Origin of the sequence: Rhizobium sp. RU36D (assembly GCF_900176345.1) — a bacterium.
In the GTDB taxonomy this organism is placed as follows: Bacteria; Pseudomonadota; Alphaproteobacteria; order Rhizobiales; family Rhizobiaceae; genus Allorhizobium.
The window spans coordinates 180766-197588 of sequence record NZ_FWXU01000003.1 but is presented as its reverse complement, the minus strand read 5'-3'; the positions used below and the strand labels follow the sequence as shown (position 1 = coordinate 197588).

Below are 16823 nucleotides of genomic sequence, written 5' to 3'. Positions count from 1 at the left end.
TCACATCGAAACAAAATTGCCTTGCAAATGCTTTGCTAAGCTTTTTCCGATACAGGTCTGTTTTCTAAAGAGCATCCGCCAACTGCTGGGAGGACGAGGGGGGCATATGTTCGAAATGACCGGTATCGGGTTCAAAGGGTGTCGGGATAACACCTCGGAAGCGGGCGGGGCTATCAATCGTTTGTCGATCGGATTGGCAGCATGAGCAAGTCCGCGGCGGCGAGCCTAGTGGAAACCGACCAGCAGAAGATCGCGCGGCTGGAACGACGTCTTGAGCGGGAAGAGGCAGCGCGCATCAAGGCCGAGGCTCTTCTGGAGGAAAAATCCCAGGCGCTGTCTGTCGCGAACCGCGAACTCGCAGCCTTTGCCGGCGCACTGGAAGAGCGGATCCATCAGCGGACGGCCGAGTTGACGCGGGAGCGGGAACGCGCCGTTTCCCTGGCGCGCGAGGACCTGCTGACGGGCATTGCCAACAGACGATACCATGCCACCTATCTCGAAGAGGCGATCGCCCAGGCCTTGGCCACTGGCAAGAGGCTGTCTGTGTTTCTGCTGAACATCGACAACTTCAAGAGCATCAACGACACGATGGGACATGCCGTCGGCGACGCGGTTCTGTGCGCGGTAGCCAGCCGGCTTGCGGCTTGTCCCAGCATCGATCATGCCGCCCGCCTGGGCGGCGACGAATTTGCGCTTGTTGCAGGCGATATAGACGAGGACATGGCGGCCGACGCGCTCGCCTTGGCGCTGCTCGATACCTTGCGGCCGCCGATTGCGGTGGACGACCGCATGCTGGATGTCACCGCCAGCATCGGCTACGCGCTGTTGCCGGATCACGCGTCCACGCCTGAGAACCTGCAGCGATTTGCCGGCATGGCTCTCGATCATGCCAAGGGACACGGCCGCTCGCAGATGCAGGCCTTCAACGACAAGCTGCGCACCGAGGTCGAAGAGCGACGCGGCCTTGCCTCCGAACTGCCGCAGGCCCTGACCTGCGGGGATATTCTGCCCTGGTTCCAGCCGATCGTGGATACCATCTCCGGCAAGGTGGTGGGACTGGAGGCGCTGGCGCGGTGGCGGCACCCGCTGCGCGGCATGCTTCCGCCCTCGCTGTTCATCCCACTGGCGGAAGAAAAGAACCTGATGGAGCCGCTGTTCCGCGCCATGCTGAAGCGCTCCTGCCAACTGGCCGCACCGCTGGTCCTATCCGGCAAGATCTCCTACGTCTCGCTCAATGCTTCGCCCAGCCAGTTTCGCACATCTGGGCTGGCTGCGACGGTGCAGGCGGTGCTGGCGGAAACCGGATTTCCCGCAAGCGCCCTGGTGATCGAGATCACCGAGGAACTTGTCATGAGCAACCTGCGCACCGCCTTCCGCGAACTGTCGCAACTGGCAAAACGCGGGGTTCGGCTGGCGCTGGATGATTTTGGAACCGGATATTCCAACATTGCCTCGCTGCGCAAGCTACCGATCGACTGGCTGAAGCTCGACCGCAGCTTGCTGACCCATGTGGAGCGGCAGCCGGTGGACCAGGCGATCGTGCGGGCGGTTCTACAGATGGCAAAAGGACTAGGCGTCGAGGTGATTGCCGAGGGCATCGAAGTCAAGGCGCAGGCAGACTGGCTGACCGCTACCGGCTGCTGCCGGCAACAGGGCTATTACTACAGCAAGCCACAGCCTTTCGAGCTGCTGATGCCGCTGTTTTCGCAGCGGGACTTGGTCGAGCGGGCCGATCAGAGCGCGGCCAGATAATCCTCGATGGCTGCGACGATCATGTCGTGGTCTTCCCGCGAGGCGAGACCCGAGACGGTGATGGCGGCCACCACGCCGGTGCCGGCAACGCGTGCGGGAAAGCTGCCGCCATGGCTGGCATAATCTAGGGGGTCGAGACCGATATCGGGCGATGGTTCCCGGCCCTTCAGCCGCAGCGCCTCGCCGATGCGCATGGATGCCTTGTGAAAGCGCAGCGTCACATTGCTCTTGCGCCGCGCCCAATGGTCATTGTCCGGCGAGGAGCCTGGCATCGCGGCATGAAACAAGACCCGGTCCGGCGTCCTGATATTGATGATCACGGGGGCGTTGTCACGACGCGCAATATCCACGAGCTTCAGCCCGACGGCCAGGGCGACCGTCTCGTCGAAGGCTGGAAAAACCAGGCGGCTTTCCTGCTCGGCAAGGATTTCGATAAGATTGCTGTCGCTCGACACGGTATTCCTCCTCGGTCTGAATGGCGCGGCGACCCTACTGCATCTTGGCGGGAAGCAAAATGATTCTGTCTTGTCTTATCTTGGCAGCGCAGGGCAGGCTGGCGCGTTTACACATGTGCAGAGGAGAAGACCGGCATGCCGCAAACCAGACTGACGATCGCAACGCGCGGACAGGGATTTTACGAGTTTACCGACAGGGCGCACGCCTTCGTGCGCGAACAAGGTGCCGGGGAGGGGCTGTTGACGGTGTTCGTGCGGCATACCTCCTGCTCGCTGCTCATCCAGGAAAATGCAGATCCCGATGTGCGTCGCGATCTGGATCAGTTCTTCAGGCGACTGGTGCCGGCCGCTACCGATCCATCCATGAACTGGGCGACGCATCGCCTCGAGGGGCCCGACGACATGCCAGCCCATATCAAGGCGGCGCTGACTGCAGTGTCGCTATCCATTCCGGTCGCGGATGGCGCGCCTTTGCTCGGCACATGGCAGGGGCTCTATCTCTTCGAACACCGCGACGAGGCGCACCGGCGAGAGATCGTGCTGCATCTCTCTCCCTAATAACGCAGTGAAAACAGGGTCCTGTTCGTCTTTCCTTGCGATGAACGAAAGCTGAACGCGTGGTTCTGAGAGCGTTCAGGTGCGGTCGACTAGTGTCTCACCAATCGCTGATGAGAGCGGGAACCGATTGGGCGGACAGGCCCATCGCACCAAGGAGACAGGACCATGACCAATCATTTCGCAAAACTGGGCATTGCCGCTGCCATGGCGCTCACCGCGGTTTTCGGCAGTGTTTCGACCGCCGCCGCCGATGGCATTGGCTTTGGCATCTATGTCGACGGCCCCGGCTGGGATCGCCGTGGCCCCGGTTGGGACGGACCGCGCCGCGGCTGGGACGATCGTGGCCGTGGACCGGGCTGGGATGGCCCTCGGCATGGCGCCTGCGCACCGGGCCATGCTGTTGAGAAAGCCCGCTGGAACGGTCTGCGCCGCGCCCATGTGCGCGATATCTCCCCGCGTCGGGTGGTGATCGGCGGCCTGCGCCATGGCTATCCGGACCGGATGGTGTTCGCCAATGTGCGCGGCTGCCCGCTGCTGCGCGGCTAATCCTTCTCCGTCATCGGGGCCTCGCCCGCGGCCCCGCGTCAACCGGCCGTCCGTCATGTCTCCTTGCCCGGGAGCGGACTGCCGAGCACCGTCCCCGTCGATCTCGGCTCGGCGGGGACGGTGTCGTTTTGGGTGGTCATAAGATGCGAGTGCCCGAGACCATCGGTCGTGCCCCGGCCGGCATGCAGGGCATCATTCCACCCGCGGCGATTGCTATCGACGCGATGACGTTCACCGGCGCCACATCCCGATGCGACGCCCTGCCATCTCTGGGCATAGTCGGGAATACCTCACCATGGCTCCCTCGCGATATCCGCCCGAAGCGGCGACCGGTCATGCAAGCCCGGCGATGTGGCCGTGCCACGACTGGCACGGCCGGGTTCGGCTCACTCCGGATCGATGCCAAATGTCACGTTAACGGTGACGGTGTAGGTGTTCTCCCCCGAGGCCATGGGAACGGCATCCGACACTTCCTTGGCCGCGGCGGCGCGGAACATCGGCTGGGGCATGGGACGGGCGAAATTCTCGCTGATTTCGATGACGCGGCCAAGCGATACGCCAGCGGCTTCGGTGAGCGTCTTGGCCTTGGCCATGGCTTCCTGCATCGCAGCCTTGCGCGCTTCCGTCACGGCGGCTTCGGGATCGTTGTTGGTGAAGTTGATCTCACCGCCCTGGTTGATGCCGAGCTTCACCGAGCGATCGATGACTTCGCCGAGCTTGGCGAGATCGCGAATGCGCAGGGTCAGCGAGTTGCTCACCTGGTAGCCGATGATCACCGGGGGCTTGTAGCCGCCATTGCCATCCGGCTCCTGGCGATATTGCGGCGAGATGGAAAAGCCGGTGGTCTGCAGATCGCGATCCTCGATGCCAGTCGCCTTGAGATCGGCAAGCACGGATGCCATGGCACCATTGTTGTCGGCAAGGGCCTGCTCAGCCGTTTCCGCCTGCTTCACGACAGCCATGGTCATGATCGCCATATCGGGCGCAAGGCTCGCTTCGCCCTCACCGGACACGATGATCGTGGCCTCGCGCGGGCGCTCCTCGGCCACCGCCGGCGCGGCAAGCAATGAAGACACGGCGACGGCGGCGAGGAGGACATTCTTCTGGATCTGCATGATGGTTTCCCTAGTTTGGCATGATCAATGCCCTCATGACGATTGATTGTGAAGCCATTGCGGCAACGACTTGTAGCTTTCGATTATTTGGTTTAGAGCGGGTTTCCGTCGCGGGAACCATTGCCCGCGACCCGCCCCCGCATGACCCAACCGGCCATGCCCCGGCACGGCGGGCCTGTAGCTCAATGGTTAGAGCCGGCGGCTCATAACCGCTTGGTTGGGGGTTCGAGTCCCTCCGGGCCCACCAATCATTTTTTCAGAAAAATTCAATAAAATCAACAACTTAGCTATGGTTCATCTTAAAAGCGGGAGCATTGTCACCCAAAATCGAATGATGAAAATTCCAGAAGCATTGTCAAACGGCAGTGTGCGAGCGTGCCGCCATCCCGAACAAGCCGCCGCACACATGCGCCATACGTCCCTTCGCCAATATGACGATGGACATGGGGAGCATTATCGACGCCATGAATATCTGAGGTTAGGAGAGCACGCCGGTTTTCCGGGGGATGTATATCTAGGCTCGCGCGAATGCCGGCGGGATTGTTGCAGACCGATCCAAAACCCACGTCTTCAACGGGCTTTGACGCGTCAAGATGTCAAAGAACGGCCCGCCGTCGTGGCGCCTTACTCCCAGATTAAAGCCAAGCGTTGCGCCTCAATCAACCTAGCGTGCCCCTTCTGTTCTCGTTGACTCATCGAACGACCCTTTGTTCACTCCCGTGCTCAGACATCGGAGAGTGCATCATGACGCAAGAAGCACGTATACGAAGGAGTGCGACCGAGGCGCGAGAGGCACTGGCACGCTTATCTCTGTCAACAGATATTGTTGAACAACAAAGAGCCTGGGAGGTTTTTCTCTCTGCGTGGCGCAGAAGCTTGAACCAAGTTTCAGCACATTATCGAAATAATTCAATGGATAAGCTTGCGGACGAAATGCATCATGAGCGCATTTTCGACCCTCTCCTTGACTATGTTTGGGAAGCTAGAAATACTGAGGAGCACACTGCTGACGGTACGAGCGCCCCTGCACTTCGACGCGTCCAAGGAGCATTGCACGTTAACGGCCATGATTTGCTTGTTAACGGGAGGCACCTGTTAATCGGCATGAATGAAACGGTACTTGAATTTCGAGATTTACAGGTTGTGAGAGCCAAAAGGAAAGTCACCCTAACCGCGCCTACGCTGCCGCCAAAGGACGTGGCCAACTATGCCATGGAGTTTTTATCGAGGTCGCTGAGCAGCCTTGGATGATCACTGAGGTCAAGGTGGCAGGCTGAGAAGACCCCGCCATCTTGATGCCAGGGTTCGAGGTGCTTCTCTTGATGTACCAATTCTGTTTTTTGTTGCGCAGGCTTCGCTTTTTATGCGCTGGCGCAAGCTGGTATGCGTGCTGATACGCATGCAATTCATCCTTGGCACCCCCCGCCACCTCCTTTGATCCACCTCAAGACCGACGCTCCCTCATCGGGTATAGTCCCAGCCGTCAATGAGGCGTTGGGCATGGCGGAGCCGCTGTTTCAGGTTGAGAATGTCACGAAGTCCTATCGCACCGGCGATGTGGAGGTCTGGGCGCTGCGGGGTGTTGATCTGGCGCTTCATCGTGGCGAGATGGCGGTGCTGTTGGGGCCGTCGGGAAGCGGCAAGTCGACGCTTCTCAACATCATGGGTGGGCTCGACCGGGCGTCGGGCGGGGTGGTGCGGTTCGATGGGCAGGATCTCACGGCCTGTTCCGAGCGGCAGTTGACGCGTTTTCGCCGCGAGCATGTCGGCTTCGTCTTCCAGTTCTACAATCTCATCCCGAGCCTGACCGCCTGGGAAAATGTGGCGCTGGTTGCCGAGATTGCCGTGAACCCGCTTGATCCGGCCGAAGCGCTCGACATGGTCGGGCTCAAGGATCGAATGACGCATTTCCCGGCGCAGCTGTCCGGTGGCGAGCAGCAGAGGGTGGCGATCGCGCGCGCGATTGCCAAGCGTCCCGGCGTGCTACTCTGCGACGAGCCGACCGGCGCGCTCGATTCCAAGACCGGCGTGCTGGTGCTTGAGGTGTTGCGGCGTGTCAACGAGGAGTTCGGCACCACAACTGCGATCATCACCCACAATGCCGGGATCCGGCAGATCGCCCACCGGGTGTTTTCCTTCCGGGACGGGCGCATCGAAGAAGCGGTGGAAAACGCCATCAGGCTGAAGCCGGAAGAGGTGACTTGGTGATGTCGATGCTCGATCGCAAATTGCTGCGCGATCTCGCGCGGCTTTGGGCCCAGGTGCTGGCGATTGCGCTGGTCATGGCCTGCGGTGTCATGACGATCATCATCGCAATCGGCGCCTATCGATCGCTGGAGGAGACCCGTTCCGCCTTCTACGACCGCTATCGCTTTGCCAATGTCTTCGCCACGGCCAATCGGGCGCCGCTTTCCCTGCGCGAGAGGATCGCCGGTATCGAGGGCGTTGCGGGCATCGACCTCAGGATCGTCAAATACGTGCTGCTCGACATGCCCGGCATGGAAGCGCCCGCCACCGGGGTGGCCGTTTCGCTGCCAGACGACGGCCAGCCCTCGGTCAACAGGCTCTACATGCGCTCCGGGCGACTGCCGGATCCGGGGCGGCCGCAGGAGGCAGCCGTCATCGAGAGCTTCGCCACCGCCCATCGGCTGCGCGAGGGCAGCACCTTTACCGCGATCATGAACGGCCGCCGGCAGCAGCTTGTGGTCACCGGCATCGTGCTGTCTCCGGAATATATCTATGCCATCGGGCCCGGCGACATGATGCCGGATCCCAGCCGCTTTGGCGTTTTCTACATGTCGCGCTCGACGCTGGAGGGTATTTTCGACATGGGCGGGGCCTTCAACAGCCTAGCGCTGTCGACCCTGCGCGGCGTGCAGACCGCGCCGCTGCTCAGCGCGGTGGATGAGGTCTTGGAGCGCTATGGCGGGCGGGGCGCCTATCTGCGCAAGGACCAGATCTCCCACACGTTCCTCGATAACGAGCTGACCCAGTTGCGGGCCATGGCAGCGGTGATCCCGCCGATCTTCCTGTTTGTCGCGGCCTTCCTGGTGAACATGATCCTGACGCGGTTAATCGCGCTGGAGCGTGAACAGATCGGGCTCTTGAAGGCACTCGGCTATAGCGAATGGGCGGTGGCCTGGCACTATGCCAAGCTGACCATCGTGGTGGCGATGATCGGCGTTACGATCGGCTGCATCGTCGGCAACTGGACAGGGCGCGGGCTGACACGGCTTTATGCGGAATTCTTTTCCTTTCCGTTCCTGATCTTCCGCCAGAGCTTCGACCTCTATGGCATTGCCGCCGGCGTCAGCATCGCCTCGGCGCTTGCTGGAGCGGGCAGGGCGATCTGGACCGTGATCGCGCTGCCGGCCGCGATTGCCATGAAACCGCCAGCACCGGAGCGGTTCCGCCAGATGTTTGCGGCCGGCGGCGGCGCCTCGAAGATCTTCTCGCAACTGACGATCATGGCGTTGCGCCAGATGATCCGCAGGCCGGTGCGGGCGGCGCTCACTTCGCTTGGCGCCGCCTTTTCGGTCGCGCTGCTGGTGGTCGCGATGTTCACCTCAGACTCCGTCGAATACATGATCGAGCAGGTGTTCTTCCGCATGGAGCGGTCCGATGCCTTGCTGAGGTTCGACCGGGAACGACCGCAGGCGGCGCTTGACGAAGTCGCGCGGCTGCCGGGCGTATTGCGCGCGGAGGCATTCCGTTCGGTGCCGGTCAAGCTGCATCACGGCCACCGCGACAAGGAACTGACCGTGTTTGGCGTGGAGGAAGACAGCGACCTGCTGCAGATCATGGATCGGGACATGCGGCCGATTCCCACACCACAGAACGGATTGCTGGTGGTGGGCCGGGTGGCGGAACAGCTCAATCTCCGCGTCGGCGATACGCTCGAGATGGAGCTGACCGAGAAGGATCATCGGCGGGTATCGGTGGTGGTCGCCGGCATTTCCCAGAGCCTTGTCGGAATCGATGCCTATATGCGCAAGGAGGCGCTGGACCGGTTGGTTGGCGACGGGCGGCGCCTTACCGGCGTGCGGGTTGCCATCGATCCGCTGGAGCGTGTCGCCTTGTTCGACGCGGTCAAGGCGACGCCGGCCATCGCCTATATCATGGTGATCGGCCTGTCGCGTGACCAGTTCCGCGCCACCATCGAACAGAATATCACCATGATGAACGTGGTTTATACCACGCTGGCGATCATCGTCGCCGTCGGCCTCATCTACAATTCCGCCCGCATCCAGCTTTCGGAGCGGGCGCGCGAACTGGCGAGCCTCCGGGTGCTGGGCTTCACCCGCGGCGAGGTGTCGAGCGTGCTTCTGACCGAGCTTGCCATCATCGTGCTTGCGGCGCAGCCGGTGGGCTGGGGGCTTGGCTACGGATTTTCGAAGATGGTCATTGATGGCGTGGCAAGCGATCTGTTCCGCATCCCCTTCGTCGTCGAGAGCGCCACCTTCGCGATGGCGAGCCTGGTCGTGCTGGCCGCCTCGCTTGCGGCGGCGCTGATCGTGCGCCGGCGGATCGACAATCTCGACCTGATCGCAGTGCTGAAAACACGGGAGTGACCATGATGATATGGGCAAAACGTCTGGCCTTGTTCCTGTTGCTGGCCGCGCTGGCCGGTGGCCTGGCCTATGCGATGCGCGAACAGCCGCAACCGGTCGATACTGCGACTGTGGTGAGCGGGCCGATGAGGGTGACGATATCCCAGGAGGGCAGCACGCGGGTGCGGGATGTCTACACCGTCTCAGCACCGATTGCCGGGCATCTGGCCCGCACGCTGCTGGTTGAAGGCGACAGGGTTCGCGCCGATATCACCGTTGTCGCGGCGATCCATCCGCTCGATCCGCCGCTCATCGATCGCCGCAGCCTGGCGGAACTGACGGCGGCACGCGATGGTGCACGGGCCTCCGTGAGAATGGCCGAGATCGAGTCTCGGCGCGTGCAGTTCGATCTGGATCTGGCGCGCAAGAATCTGGACCGCGCCGTGCAACTGGCCAAAACGGGCGTCATGGCCGAAAGTGCCCTGCAGAAGGCGGGCACTGATGTGGAGGTGCTGGAGGCCCAGGCCGACCAGATGCGCGCTGCAATCGAATTGCGCAAGGCGGAGCTTTCCAGCATCGAGGCAAAACTCAGCCAGCCGACGGAAACCGCAGACATGCGCCGGACCTGCTGCGTCAACCTGACGGCGCCGGTGGATGGCGTCGTTCTCAGTGTCTTCGCCAAGAGCGAGCAGCCGATCGCCGTGGGAGCGAAGATTGCCGAGATCGGCGATCCCCGGGATCTGGAAGTCCAGGTCGACCTCCTGTCATCCGACGCGGTGAGACTGGCGCCCGGCGCCAAGGCGGAGATTATCGACTGGGGCGGCGACCGTGCCTTGCCGGCAACGGTGAGACGGGTCGAGCCGGCCGGCTTTACCAAGGTTTCGGCACTTGGGATCGAGGAGCAGCGGGTCAATCTGGTGCTGGATCTCGATGAGGGCGATCCACGTCTCGGCCATGGCTTCAGAGTCTATGCCCGGATGACCCTGTGGCAGAGCGAGAACGCCTTGCAGGTGCCGATCTCCGCGCTGTTCCGCAATGGCCGGGAATGGAACCTGTTCACGCTCAGGGACGGCCGGGCGCGACAGGTTCCCCTGGAGATTGGCCATATGAACGACGAAACGGCCGAAGTGCTGTCGGGTCTGTCGCAGGGCGATGTTGTGATCCTGCATCCGCGCGACACCCTGGCGGATGGCAATCTGGTGGAGGCGCGATAATGGCTCATTTGAGCTGGGGAACCTCCAGAATTGGGCGATGACGCCTAGGCTTGTGGCGAAAAAAGCGCCTATAAGGAACTGGCAAATCTTTGGGGGATTTCATGCGTTTCGTTCCGCTTTTGACCATGATGGTCGTTTTGTTGTCGCTGGCATCGTGCAACTCCTTGTCTAAGGAAGAATGCGCCGCGGCGGATTGGCTTGTGATCGGGGATACCGACGGTGCCGCGGGCTACAATCCGCAGGATCGTTTTGCCTCCCACGTCAAATCCTGCGCCCGGATCAAGGTCGTGCCGGACCAGACCAAGTGGTATGAGGGCTACCAGGCCGGCCTCAAGCGCTATTGCACGCCGCTCAGCGGTCTGACCCATGGCGAGGCCGGCGACAGCTATCACAATGTCTGCCCGCCGGAGACATCGGCCGGCTTCCTGAAGGGCTATGGCCTCGGACGCCGTGGCTACGAACTGCGCTCGCAAGCCGATTCGATCCGCTCCAGCATGTCGTTCAAGGAATCCGAGATCGACCGGAAATATAACGAGATGAAGGGCTCGCAGGACGAGAACCGCCGTCGCTTGCTGCGCGACGAGATCGACCAGCTGGATCGGGAAATCCGCCGGATGCGTCGTGACATTGATGACGTCAATTTCCAGCTTGGGGTGGCGCAGCGCGATATCGACTGGTTCCGCCAGAACCCGCAGGCGCCGATGCCGGGCTATTGATGCGCCGGCGCGGATCCTTGTTGCTAGCCACGATGCTGGCGGTGGGCTGTTCGGCCTGGGTTATCAGGGCCGAGGAGACGCCGCCAAATCTCGTGGGCCTGCTCACCGTCAGGGGGCAATGCCTCAAGGTGTCGATTGCGCGCGACGATCTGACCGGGCGTTGCACCGGCGAGCTCGGCATGGCCGTCTATGCCGATGGGCGCACCGGTTTCCACTTCATGATGCGCAGCCGCCATATCTTCACGGTGTCGGGGATTCATTCGAAACAGCAATCGAATGCCGTGCAGGTGGACCGCATCGTCTTGAACGACGGCCTGGAAACCAACAAGCCCGAAGTCATTGCTGCCGAAGGCAGTTGCACCTATGGCGATCCCTATCGCGGGCGCATGACGGTTCGCTGCGCCGGCAAGCTCGGACGCTTGCAGGATTTCGTGGCGTCGTTTGAGACGGATGGCACGCCGCCGACCGAGTGATCGGCGGCTACAGCAGGTCGCCCTGCTGTAGACTTTTGTTTTCGCATGTCTTTGTCCCAAAAGCGGCGTCCACTTTTGGGAGACATGCTTATCCAATCGTTCAGAAGCGGCTGCCGGACTCGGGGATGACCTTTGTCAGGCTGCCGGTCGCCGAAAAGAGCGGGATCAGGCAAGCCTGCAGGGCGTGATAGATATCGCCCTTGCCCTTGAACAGCTCGTGCGACGGCTGGAGATCTTCGGTCAGTTCCTCATGCCAGCCGCCATGCTGGCGATCGAGGCTGTAGCGGGCGATGAAGCTCCAGATCTTGCGGTAGCTCTGCTCGTGGAAATCGCTTTCCTGGTGCTGGTTGAGGAAGTGCGCTGCCGCCGCCCCTTCGCAGAGCGGCCACCACAGCTTGGCGCGCTTGGCCGGCACGTTTTCCCAATCGAGCGTATAGAAAAAGCCGCCCTGGTCCTTGTCCCAGCCAAGCGACATGGACTGGAAGAACAGGCCGCGCGCGGCGACCGGCATCCAGTCGTCGGTCTTGCCGCGCAGGACCCAGAGCTGCAGCACGAGGCGGGCCCATTCGAGCCAGTGGCCCGGTGTCGTGCCGGCCGGGCGGAACATCTCGTTCGGGTGATAGTAGTTTTCGTCGATGGTCCAGCCTTCGTCGAAATGCTCGGCAACCCGGTAACCGCATTCGGCCGCGCGGCGACGGATGATCAGGTCGGCGATGCTGGCGGCCTTGTCGAGATAGTGGGTTTCGCCGGTTGCCTCATAGGCCGCCATCAGCGCTTCGGTGAGGTGCATGTTGGAGTTCTGGCCGCGATAGCCGGGCACGGGCTGCCAATCCTCAGAAAACTCTTCCGCGATGGCGCCGTGCGCCGGTTCCCAGAAACGCTTTTCCAGAACCTCGGTGATATCCGCCAGCATGGCATCGGCGAGGGGATGGCCCACCACTTTTGCGGAGGAGGCGGCGAGCAGCACAAAGGCGTGGCCATAGCCCTGCTTGGAGCCATCGGCGGCGCCGGTATCATCGACCTGCCAGAAATAGCCGCCATTCGCCTGATCGCGGTGGCGGTTCCACAGCACGTCCATGCCGTGGTCGACCATGTCGCCCGAGCCCGGCCGGCCCAAGAGTTCGCCGATGGCAAAGCAATGCACCATGCGGGCGCTCGAATGAATGCCGCGGATCTGGTTGTCGCCAGGGAAGGGGCGCCCGGTCGGATCGAGATCGTAGAAGCCGCCCTTGGGATTGATAGAGTTAAACTGGAAGACATCGAACAGGCTGTCGGCCTGGGCCAGCAGCCAATGGCGGTGATAGCTGCGCTCGCTCCATGCGGTCGTCGCCACGCCTTCAGTTGCCTCGGTCATGCTGTCCTCCTCAGTCGCATCGCATTCAATCGGTTGAATTTCTATAGCGGGTGAGGGGCGGCTTGTCACCGCGCTTAAGGGGACCATTTCCAAGGGAAATGTACACATGAGCATTCGCATGTTGACATAAGCATATCTTTATGTGATTTCGATAGTGTGTCGCAATGAGAACAAGGGAGTTCGCTCATGCTCGACGGTCTGTTCGGTGCCGAAGGCGCCAAGCGCGATGGCAAGGAGATTGCTGAAGCCCTGGCCAAGGCCGCGCGGGAGCGCATTCTCATTCTCGACGGTGCCATGGGCACCCAGATCCAGGGGCTGGGCTTCGACGAGACCGCCTTTCGCGGCGACCGCTTCATCGGCTGCGCCTGCCATCAGCAAGGCAACAACGACCTGTTGATCCTCAGCCAGCCCGATGCGATCGAGGAGATCCACTATCGCTATGCGATGGCCGGTGCCGATATCATCGAGACCAACACCTTCTCGTCCACCCGCATTGCCCAGGCGGACTACGAGATGGAGGAGGCGGTCTATGACCTCAACAAGCAGGGTGCCATCGTGGCCCGTCGTGCCGCCATCCGCGCCGAGCGCGAGGACGGCAAGCGCCGCTTCATCGCCGGCGCCATCGGGCCAACGAACCGTACCGCGTCGATTTCGCCTGATGTCAACAATCCCGGCTATCGCGCCGTCTCGTTCGATGATCTGCGCATCGCCTATGGCGAGCAGATTGACGGGCTGATCGATGGTGGCGCCGATCTCATCCTGATCGAGACGATCTTTGATACGCTGAACGCCAAGGCCGCAATCTTCGCCTGCGAAGAGCGGTTTGAGGCCAAGGGCATCCACCTGCCGGTGATGATCTCCGGCACGATTACCGACCTCTCGGGCCGCACGCTGTCCGGCCAGACGCCGTCGGCCTTCTGGAACTCTGTGCGCCATGCCAAGCCCTTCACCATCGGGCTGAACTGCGCGCTCGGTGCCGATGCCATGCGCCCGCATCTTCAGGAATTGTCCGGCGTCGCCGATACCTTCATCTGCGCCTATCCCAATGCCGGCCTGCCAAACGAATTCGGCCAGTATGACGAAACGCCCGAGATGATGGCAGCGCAGGTCGAGGGCTTTGCCCGCGACGGTCTCGTCAACATCGTCGGCGGTTGCTGCGGCTCGACGCCGGAGCATATCAGGGCGATCGCCCAGGCGGTTGCCGGTCACAAGCCGCGGCAGGTGCCCGACCATGTACCCTTCATGTCGCTCTCGGGCCTTGAGCCCTTCGTGCTGACCAAGGACATTCCCTTCGTCAATGTCGGCGAGCGGACGAATGTCACCGGCTCGGCCAAGTTCCGCAAGCTCATCACGGCGGGCGACTACACCGCCGCCCTCGCGGTCGCTCGCGACCAGGTGGAGAACGGCGCGCAGATCATCGACATCAACATGGACGAAGGCCTGATCGACTCCGAGAAGGCCATGGTCGAGTTCCTCAACCTGATCGCGGCCGAACCCGATATCGCTCGCGTTCCCGTCATGATCGATAGCTCGAAGTTCCCGATCATCGAGGCCGGCCTGAAATGCGTACAGGGCAAGGCGGTGGTCAATTCCATCTCGATGAAGGAAGGCGAGGAAGCCTTCATCACCCAGGCCAAGCTGGTGCGCAATTACGGTGCGGCCGTCGTGGTCATGGCCTTCGACGAGAAGGGCCAGGCCGATACCTATGAGCGCAAGATCGAGATCTGCCGTCGCGCCTACAAGCTGCTGACAGAAGACGCGGGCTTTGCGCCCGAGGATATCATATTCGACCCCAATATCTTCGCCGTCGCCACTGGCATCGAGGAGCACAACAATTACGGTGTCGACTTCATTGAGGCGACCCGCACGATCCGCCAGGAAATGCCGCTGGTGCATATCTCCGGCGGTGTGTCGAACCTGTCCTTCTCGTTCCGTGGCAATGAACCGGTGCGCGAGGCCATGCATGCCGTGTTCCTGTATCACGCCATCCAGGCGGGCATGGACATGGGCATCGTCAATGCCGGCCAGTTGGCGGTTTATGAAAGCATCGACCCGGAGCTTCGCGAGGCCTGCGAAGACGTGGTGCTGAACCGCCGCGCCGATGCGACCGAACGGCTGCTCGAAATTGCCGAGCGCTTCCGCGGCGGTCCCGGCAAGGAGGCCAAGGCGCAGGATCTCAGCTGGCGCGAATGGCCTGTTGAAAAGCGGCTGGAGCACGCGCTGGTCAACGGTATTACCGAGTACATTGATGCCGATACCGATGAGGCGCGGCTCAATGTCGAACGCCCGCTGCATGTGATCGAAGGGCCGCTGATGGCGGGCATGAACGTGGTCGGCGATCTCTTCGGGTCGGGCAAGATGTTCCTGCCGCAGGTGGTGAAATCCGCGCGCGTGATGAAGCAGGCCGTCGCTGTGCTGCTGCCGCATATGGAAGCCGAGAAGCTCGCCAATGGCGGTGTCGAGGGCGAACGCCAGACGGCAGGCAAGGTGTTGCTCGCCACCGTCAAGGGCGACGTGCACGATATCGGCAAGAACATCGTCGGTGTTGTGCTGGCCTGCAACAACTACGAAATCATCGATCTCGGCGTCATGGTGCCGGCCACCAAGATCTTCGAGACGGCGATCAAGGAGAAGGTCGATATCATCGGCCTGTCCGGACTTATCACCCCCTCGCTAGACGAGATGGTGCATGTGGCCTCCGAAATGGAGCGCCAGGGTTTTGAGGTTCCGCTGCTCATCGGCGGCGCGACGACGAGCCGCGTGCATACCGCCGTCAAGATCAGCCCGCGCTACGAGAAGGGCCAGGCTGTCTACGTGACCGATGCCAGCCGCGCCGTCGGCGTGGTCTCCGCGCTTCTGTCGCCGGATACCCGCGAAAGCTATGCGGCCGGCATCCGCGCGGAATATGCCAAGGTGGCGGAGGCCCATGCCCGCGCCGAACGGGAAAAGCAGCGCCTGCCGCTCGCGCGCGCGCGGGAGAATGCGGAAAAGGTGGACTGGTCGAGCTACAAGCCGAAGAAGCCGAGCTTCACCGGCACCAAGGTGTTCGAGGATTACGACTTGGCGGAACTGGCGAAGTATATCGACTGGACGCCGTTCTTCCAGACATGGGAGTTGAAGGGCCGCTATTCGGCGATCCTGGAAGACGAGACGCAGGGGGCGGCGGCGCGGGCGCTGTTTGCCGATGCGCAGACCATGCTGGCCAAGATCATCGATGAGAAGTGGTTCCGCCCGCGGGCCGTGATCGGCTTCTGGCCGGCCAACAGCATCGGCGACGATATCAGGCTGTTCACCGGCGAAGATCGTGGCGAAGCTCTCGCGACCTTCTTCACGTTGCGCCAGCAGCTATCGAAGCGCGATGGCCGGCCGAATGTGGCGCTGTCGGACTTCGTCGCGCCTGTCGATAGCGGCGTCGAGGATTATGTCGGCGGCTTTGTCGTCACCGCCGGCTTCGAGGAGATCGCCATTGCCGAGCGCTTCGAGCGGGCCAATGACGACTACTCGTCGATCCTGGTCAAGGCGCTGGCGGACCGCTTCGCCGAAGCCTTTGCCGAGCATATGCACGAGCGTGTGCGCCGCGAATTCTGGGGCTATGCCAGCGACGAGACGCTGGCACCGGAAGAACTGATCGGCGAGAGCTATGCCGGCATCCGCCCGGCACCGGGCTATCCCGCCCAGCCTGATCATACGGAGAAGGTCACGCTATTCTCGCTGCTCGACGCGGAAGCCGCGACCGGCGTGAAGCTCACGGAAAGCATGGCGATGTGGCCGGGCTCCTCGGTGTCGGGCATCTATATCGGCCATCCCGACAGCTATTATTTTGGCGTCGCCAAGGTCGAGCGCGACCAGGTGGAAGACTATGCGGCCCGCAAGCGCATGGCGGTCGAGGAGATCGAGCGCTGGCTCGGGCCGGTTCTAAACTACGTGCCGGGCAAGGCAGCGGGCGCTGTGGACGAGGCGGCTTGACGACTGCCAGTCGCTAGAAAAATTCGCCTCTCCCCCATTTGGGGGATGAGGAATCGATGCGGCTGAGTGACGGTTGTGGTCGGGCCATTTTTCGCCCGGCTTGCCAAAGCAGACGCCTCCCATC

13 protein-coding genes and 1 tRNA gene are annotated in these 16823 nt (G+C 62.0%); 11 read left to right on the top strand and 3 right to left on the bottom strand.

The genetic code is table 11. From position 1 onward, the window contains the following. Window positions 1–201: 201 nt before the first annotated feature. A complete protein-coding gene (locus tag B9A97_RS05495; RefSeq protein WP_084364016.1) occupies window positions 202–1752 on the top strand; it encodes a putative bifunctional diguanylate cyclase/phosphodiesterase in 1551 nt (516 codons plus the stop codon). Here the strand turns inward: B9A97_RS05495 and B9A97_RS05490 are convergent. Beyond that, window positions 1734–2207 (bottom strand): heme-degrading domain-containing protein, encoded by a 474-nt coding sequence (locus B9A97_RS05490; RefSeq protein WP_084364015.1) that lies wholly within the window; start codon window positions 2205–2207, stop codon window positions 1734–1736. The two genes, B9A97_RS05495 and B9A97_RS05490, sit on opposite strands and share 19 nt — an antisense overlap. Window positions 2208–2342: 135 nt before the next feature. On the opposite strand from B9A97_RS05490, the gene B9A97_RS05485 reads away from it, so the two are divergent. After that, window positions 2343–2765 carry a secondary thiamine-phosphate synthase enzyme YjbQ gene (locus B9A97_RS05485; RefSeq protein ID WP_084364014.1) on the top strand — a complete coding sequence of 141 codons (423 nt, stop codon included), beginning with the start codon at window positions 2343–2345 and terminating at the stop codon, window positions 2763–2765. A gap of 165 nt (window positions 2766–2930) precedes the next feature. Continuing rightward, the gene (locus tag B9A97_RS05480; RefSeq protein ID WP_084364013.1) at window positions 2931–3311 is read left to right on the top strand and encodes a hypothetical protein; all 381 of its coding nucleotides are present in this window, start codon (window positions 2931–2933) and stop codon (window positions 3309–3311) included. A 386-nt stretch (window positions 3312–3697) separates the two neighbouring features. Here B9A97_RS05480 and B9A97_RS05475 read toward each other — a convergent pair whose 3' ends face one another. Beyond that, window positions 3698–4426 (bottom strand): SIMPL domain-containing protein, encoded by a 729-nt coding sequence (locus B9A97_RS05475; protein WP_084364012.1) that lies wholly within the window; start codon window positions 4424–4426, stop codon window positions 3698–3700. Between the two features lie 171 nt (window positions 4427–4597). On the opposite strand from B9A97_RS05475, the gene B9A97_RS05470 reads away from it, so the two are divergent. The 7 genes from B9A97_RS05470 (at window position 4598) to B9A97_RS05440 (ending at window position 11379) form a co-directional block, all read left to right on the top strand. After that, window positions 4598–4673 (top strand) — tRNA-Ile (locus B9A97_RS05470). Between the two features lie 497 nt (window positions 4674–5170). Beyond that, window positions 5171–5677 carry a hypothetical protein gene (locus tag B9A97_RS05465; protein WP_143530335.1) on the top strand — a complete coding sequence of 169 codons (507 nt, stop codon included), beginning with the start codon at window positions 5171–5173 and terminating at the stop codon, window positions 5675–5677. 249 nt (window positions 5678–5926) lie between these two features. Beyond that, entirely contained in the window at window positions 5927–6634 is a 708-nt protein-coding gene (locus B9A97_RS05460) for an ABC transporter ATP-binding protein (RefSeq protein WP_084364010.1), read from the top strand. Beyond that, entirely contained in the window at window positions 6634–8997 is a 2364-nt protein-coding gene (locus tag B9A97_RS05455; protein ID WP_084364009.1) for an ABC transporter permease, read from the top strand. The genes B9A97_RS05460 and B9A97_RS05455 overlap by 1 nt, the downstream gene beginning before the upstream one ends. A 2-nt stretch (window positions 8998–8999) precedes the next feature. Then, window positions 9000–10190 carry an efflux RND transporter periplasmic adaptor subunit gene (locus B9A97_RS05450; RefSeq protein WP_084364008.1) on the top strand — a complete coding sequence of 397 codons (1191 nt, stop codon included), beginning with the start codon at window positions 9000–9002 and terminating at the stop codon, window positions 10188–10190. A 101-nt stretch (window positions 10191–10291) separates the two neighbouring features. Continuing rightward, window positions 10292–10906 carry a DUF2799 domain-containing protein gene (locus B9A97_RS05445; protein WP_084364007.1) on the top strand — a complete coding sequence of 205 codons (615 nt, stop codon included), beginning with the start codon at window positions 10292–10294 and terminating at the stop codon, window positions 10904–10906. A 20-nt stretch (window positions 10907–10926) separates the two neighbouring features. Further along, window positions 10927–11379 (top strand): hypothetical protein, encoded by a 453-nt coding sequence (locus tag B9A97_RS05440; RefSeq protein WP_143530334.1) that lies wholly within the window; start codon window positions 10927–10929, stop codon window positions 11377–11379. A 100-nt stretch (window positions 11380–11479) separates the two neighbouring features. Here the strand turns inward: B9A97_RS05440 and B9A97_RS05435 are convergent, their stop codons facing one another. Then, window positions 11480–12733, bottom strand: a complete 1254-nt coding sequence (locus B9A97_RS05435; protein ID WP_084364005.1) for an AGE family epimerase/isomerase — start codon at window positions 12731–12733, stop codon at window positions 11480–11482. Window positions 12734–12919: 186 nt separating this feature from the next. Here B9A97_RS05435 and metH point away from each other — a divergent pair, with 186 nt between their 5' ends. Beyond that, window positions 12920–16699 carry a methionine synthase gene (gene metH / locus B9A97_RS05430; RefSeq protein ID WP_084364004.1) on the top strand — a complete coding sequence of 1260 codons (3780 nt, stop codon included), beginning with the start codon at window positions 12920–12922 and terminating at the stop codon, window positions 16697–16699. Window positions 16700–16823: the final 124 nt, after the last annotated feature.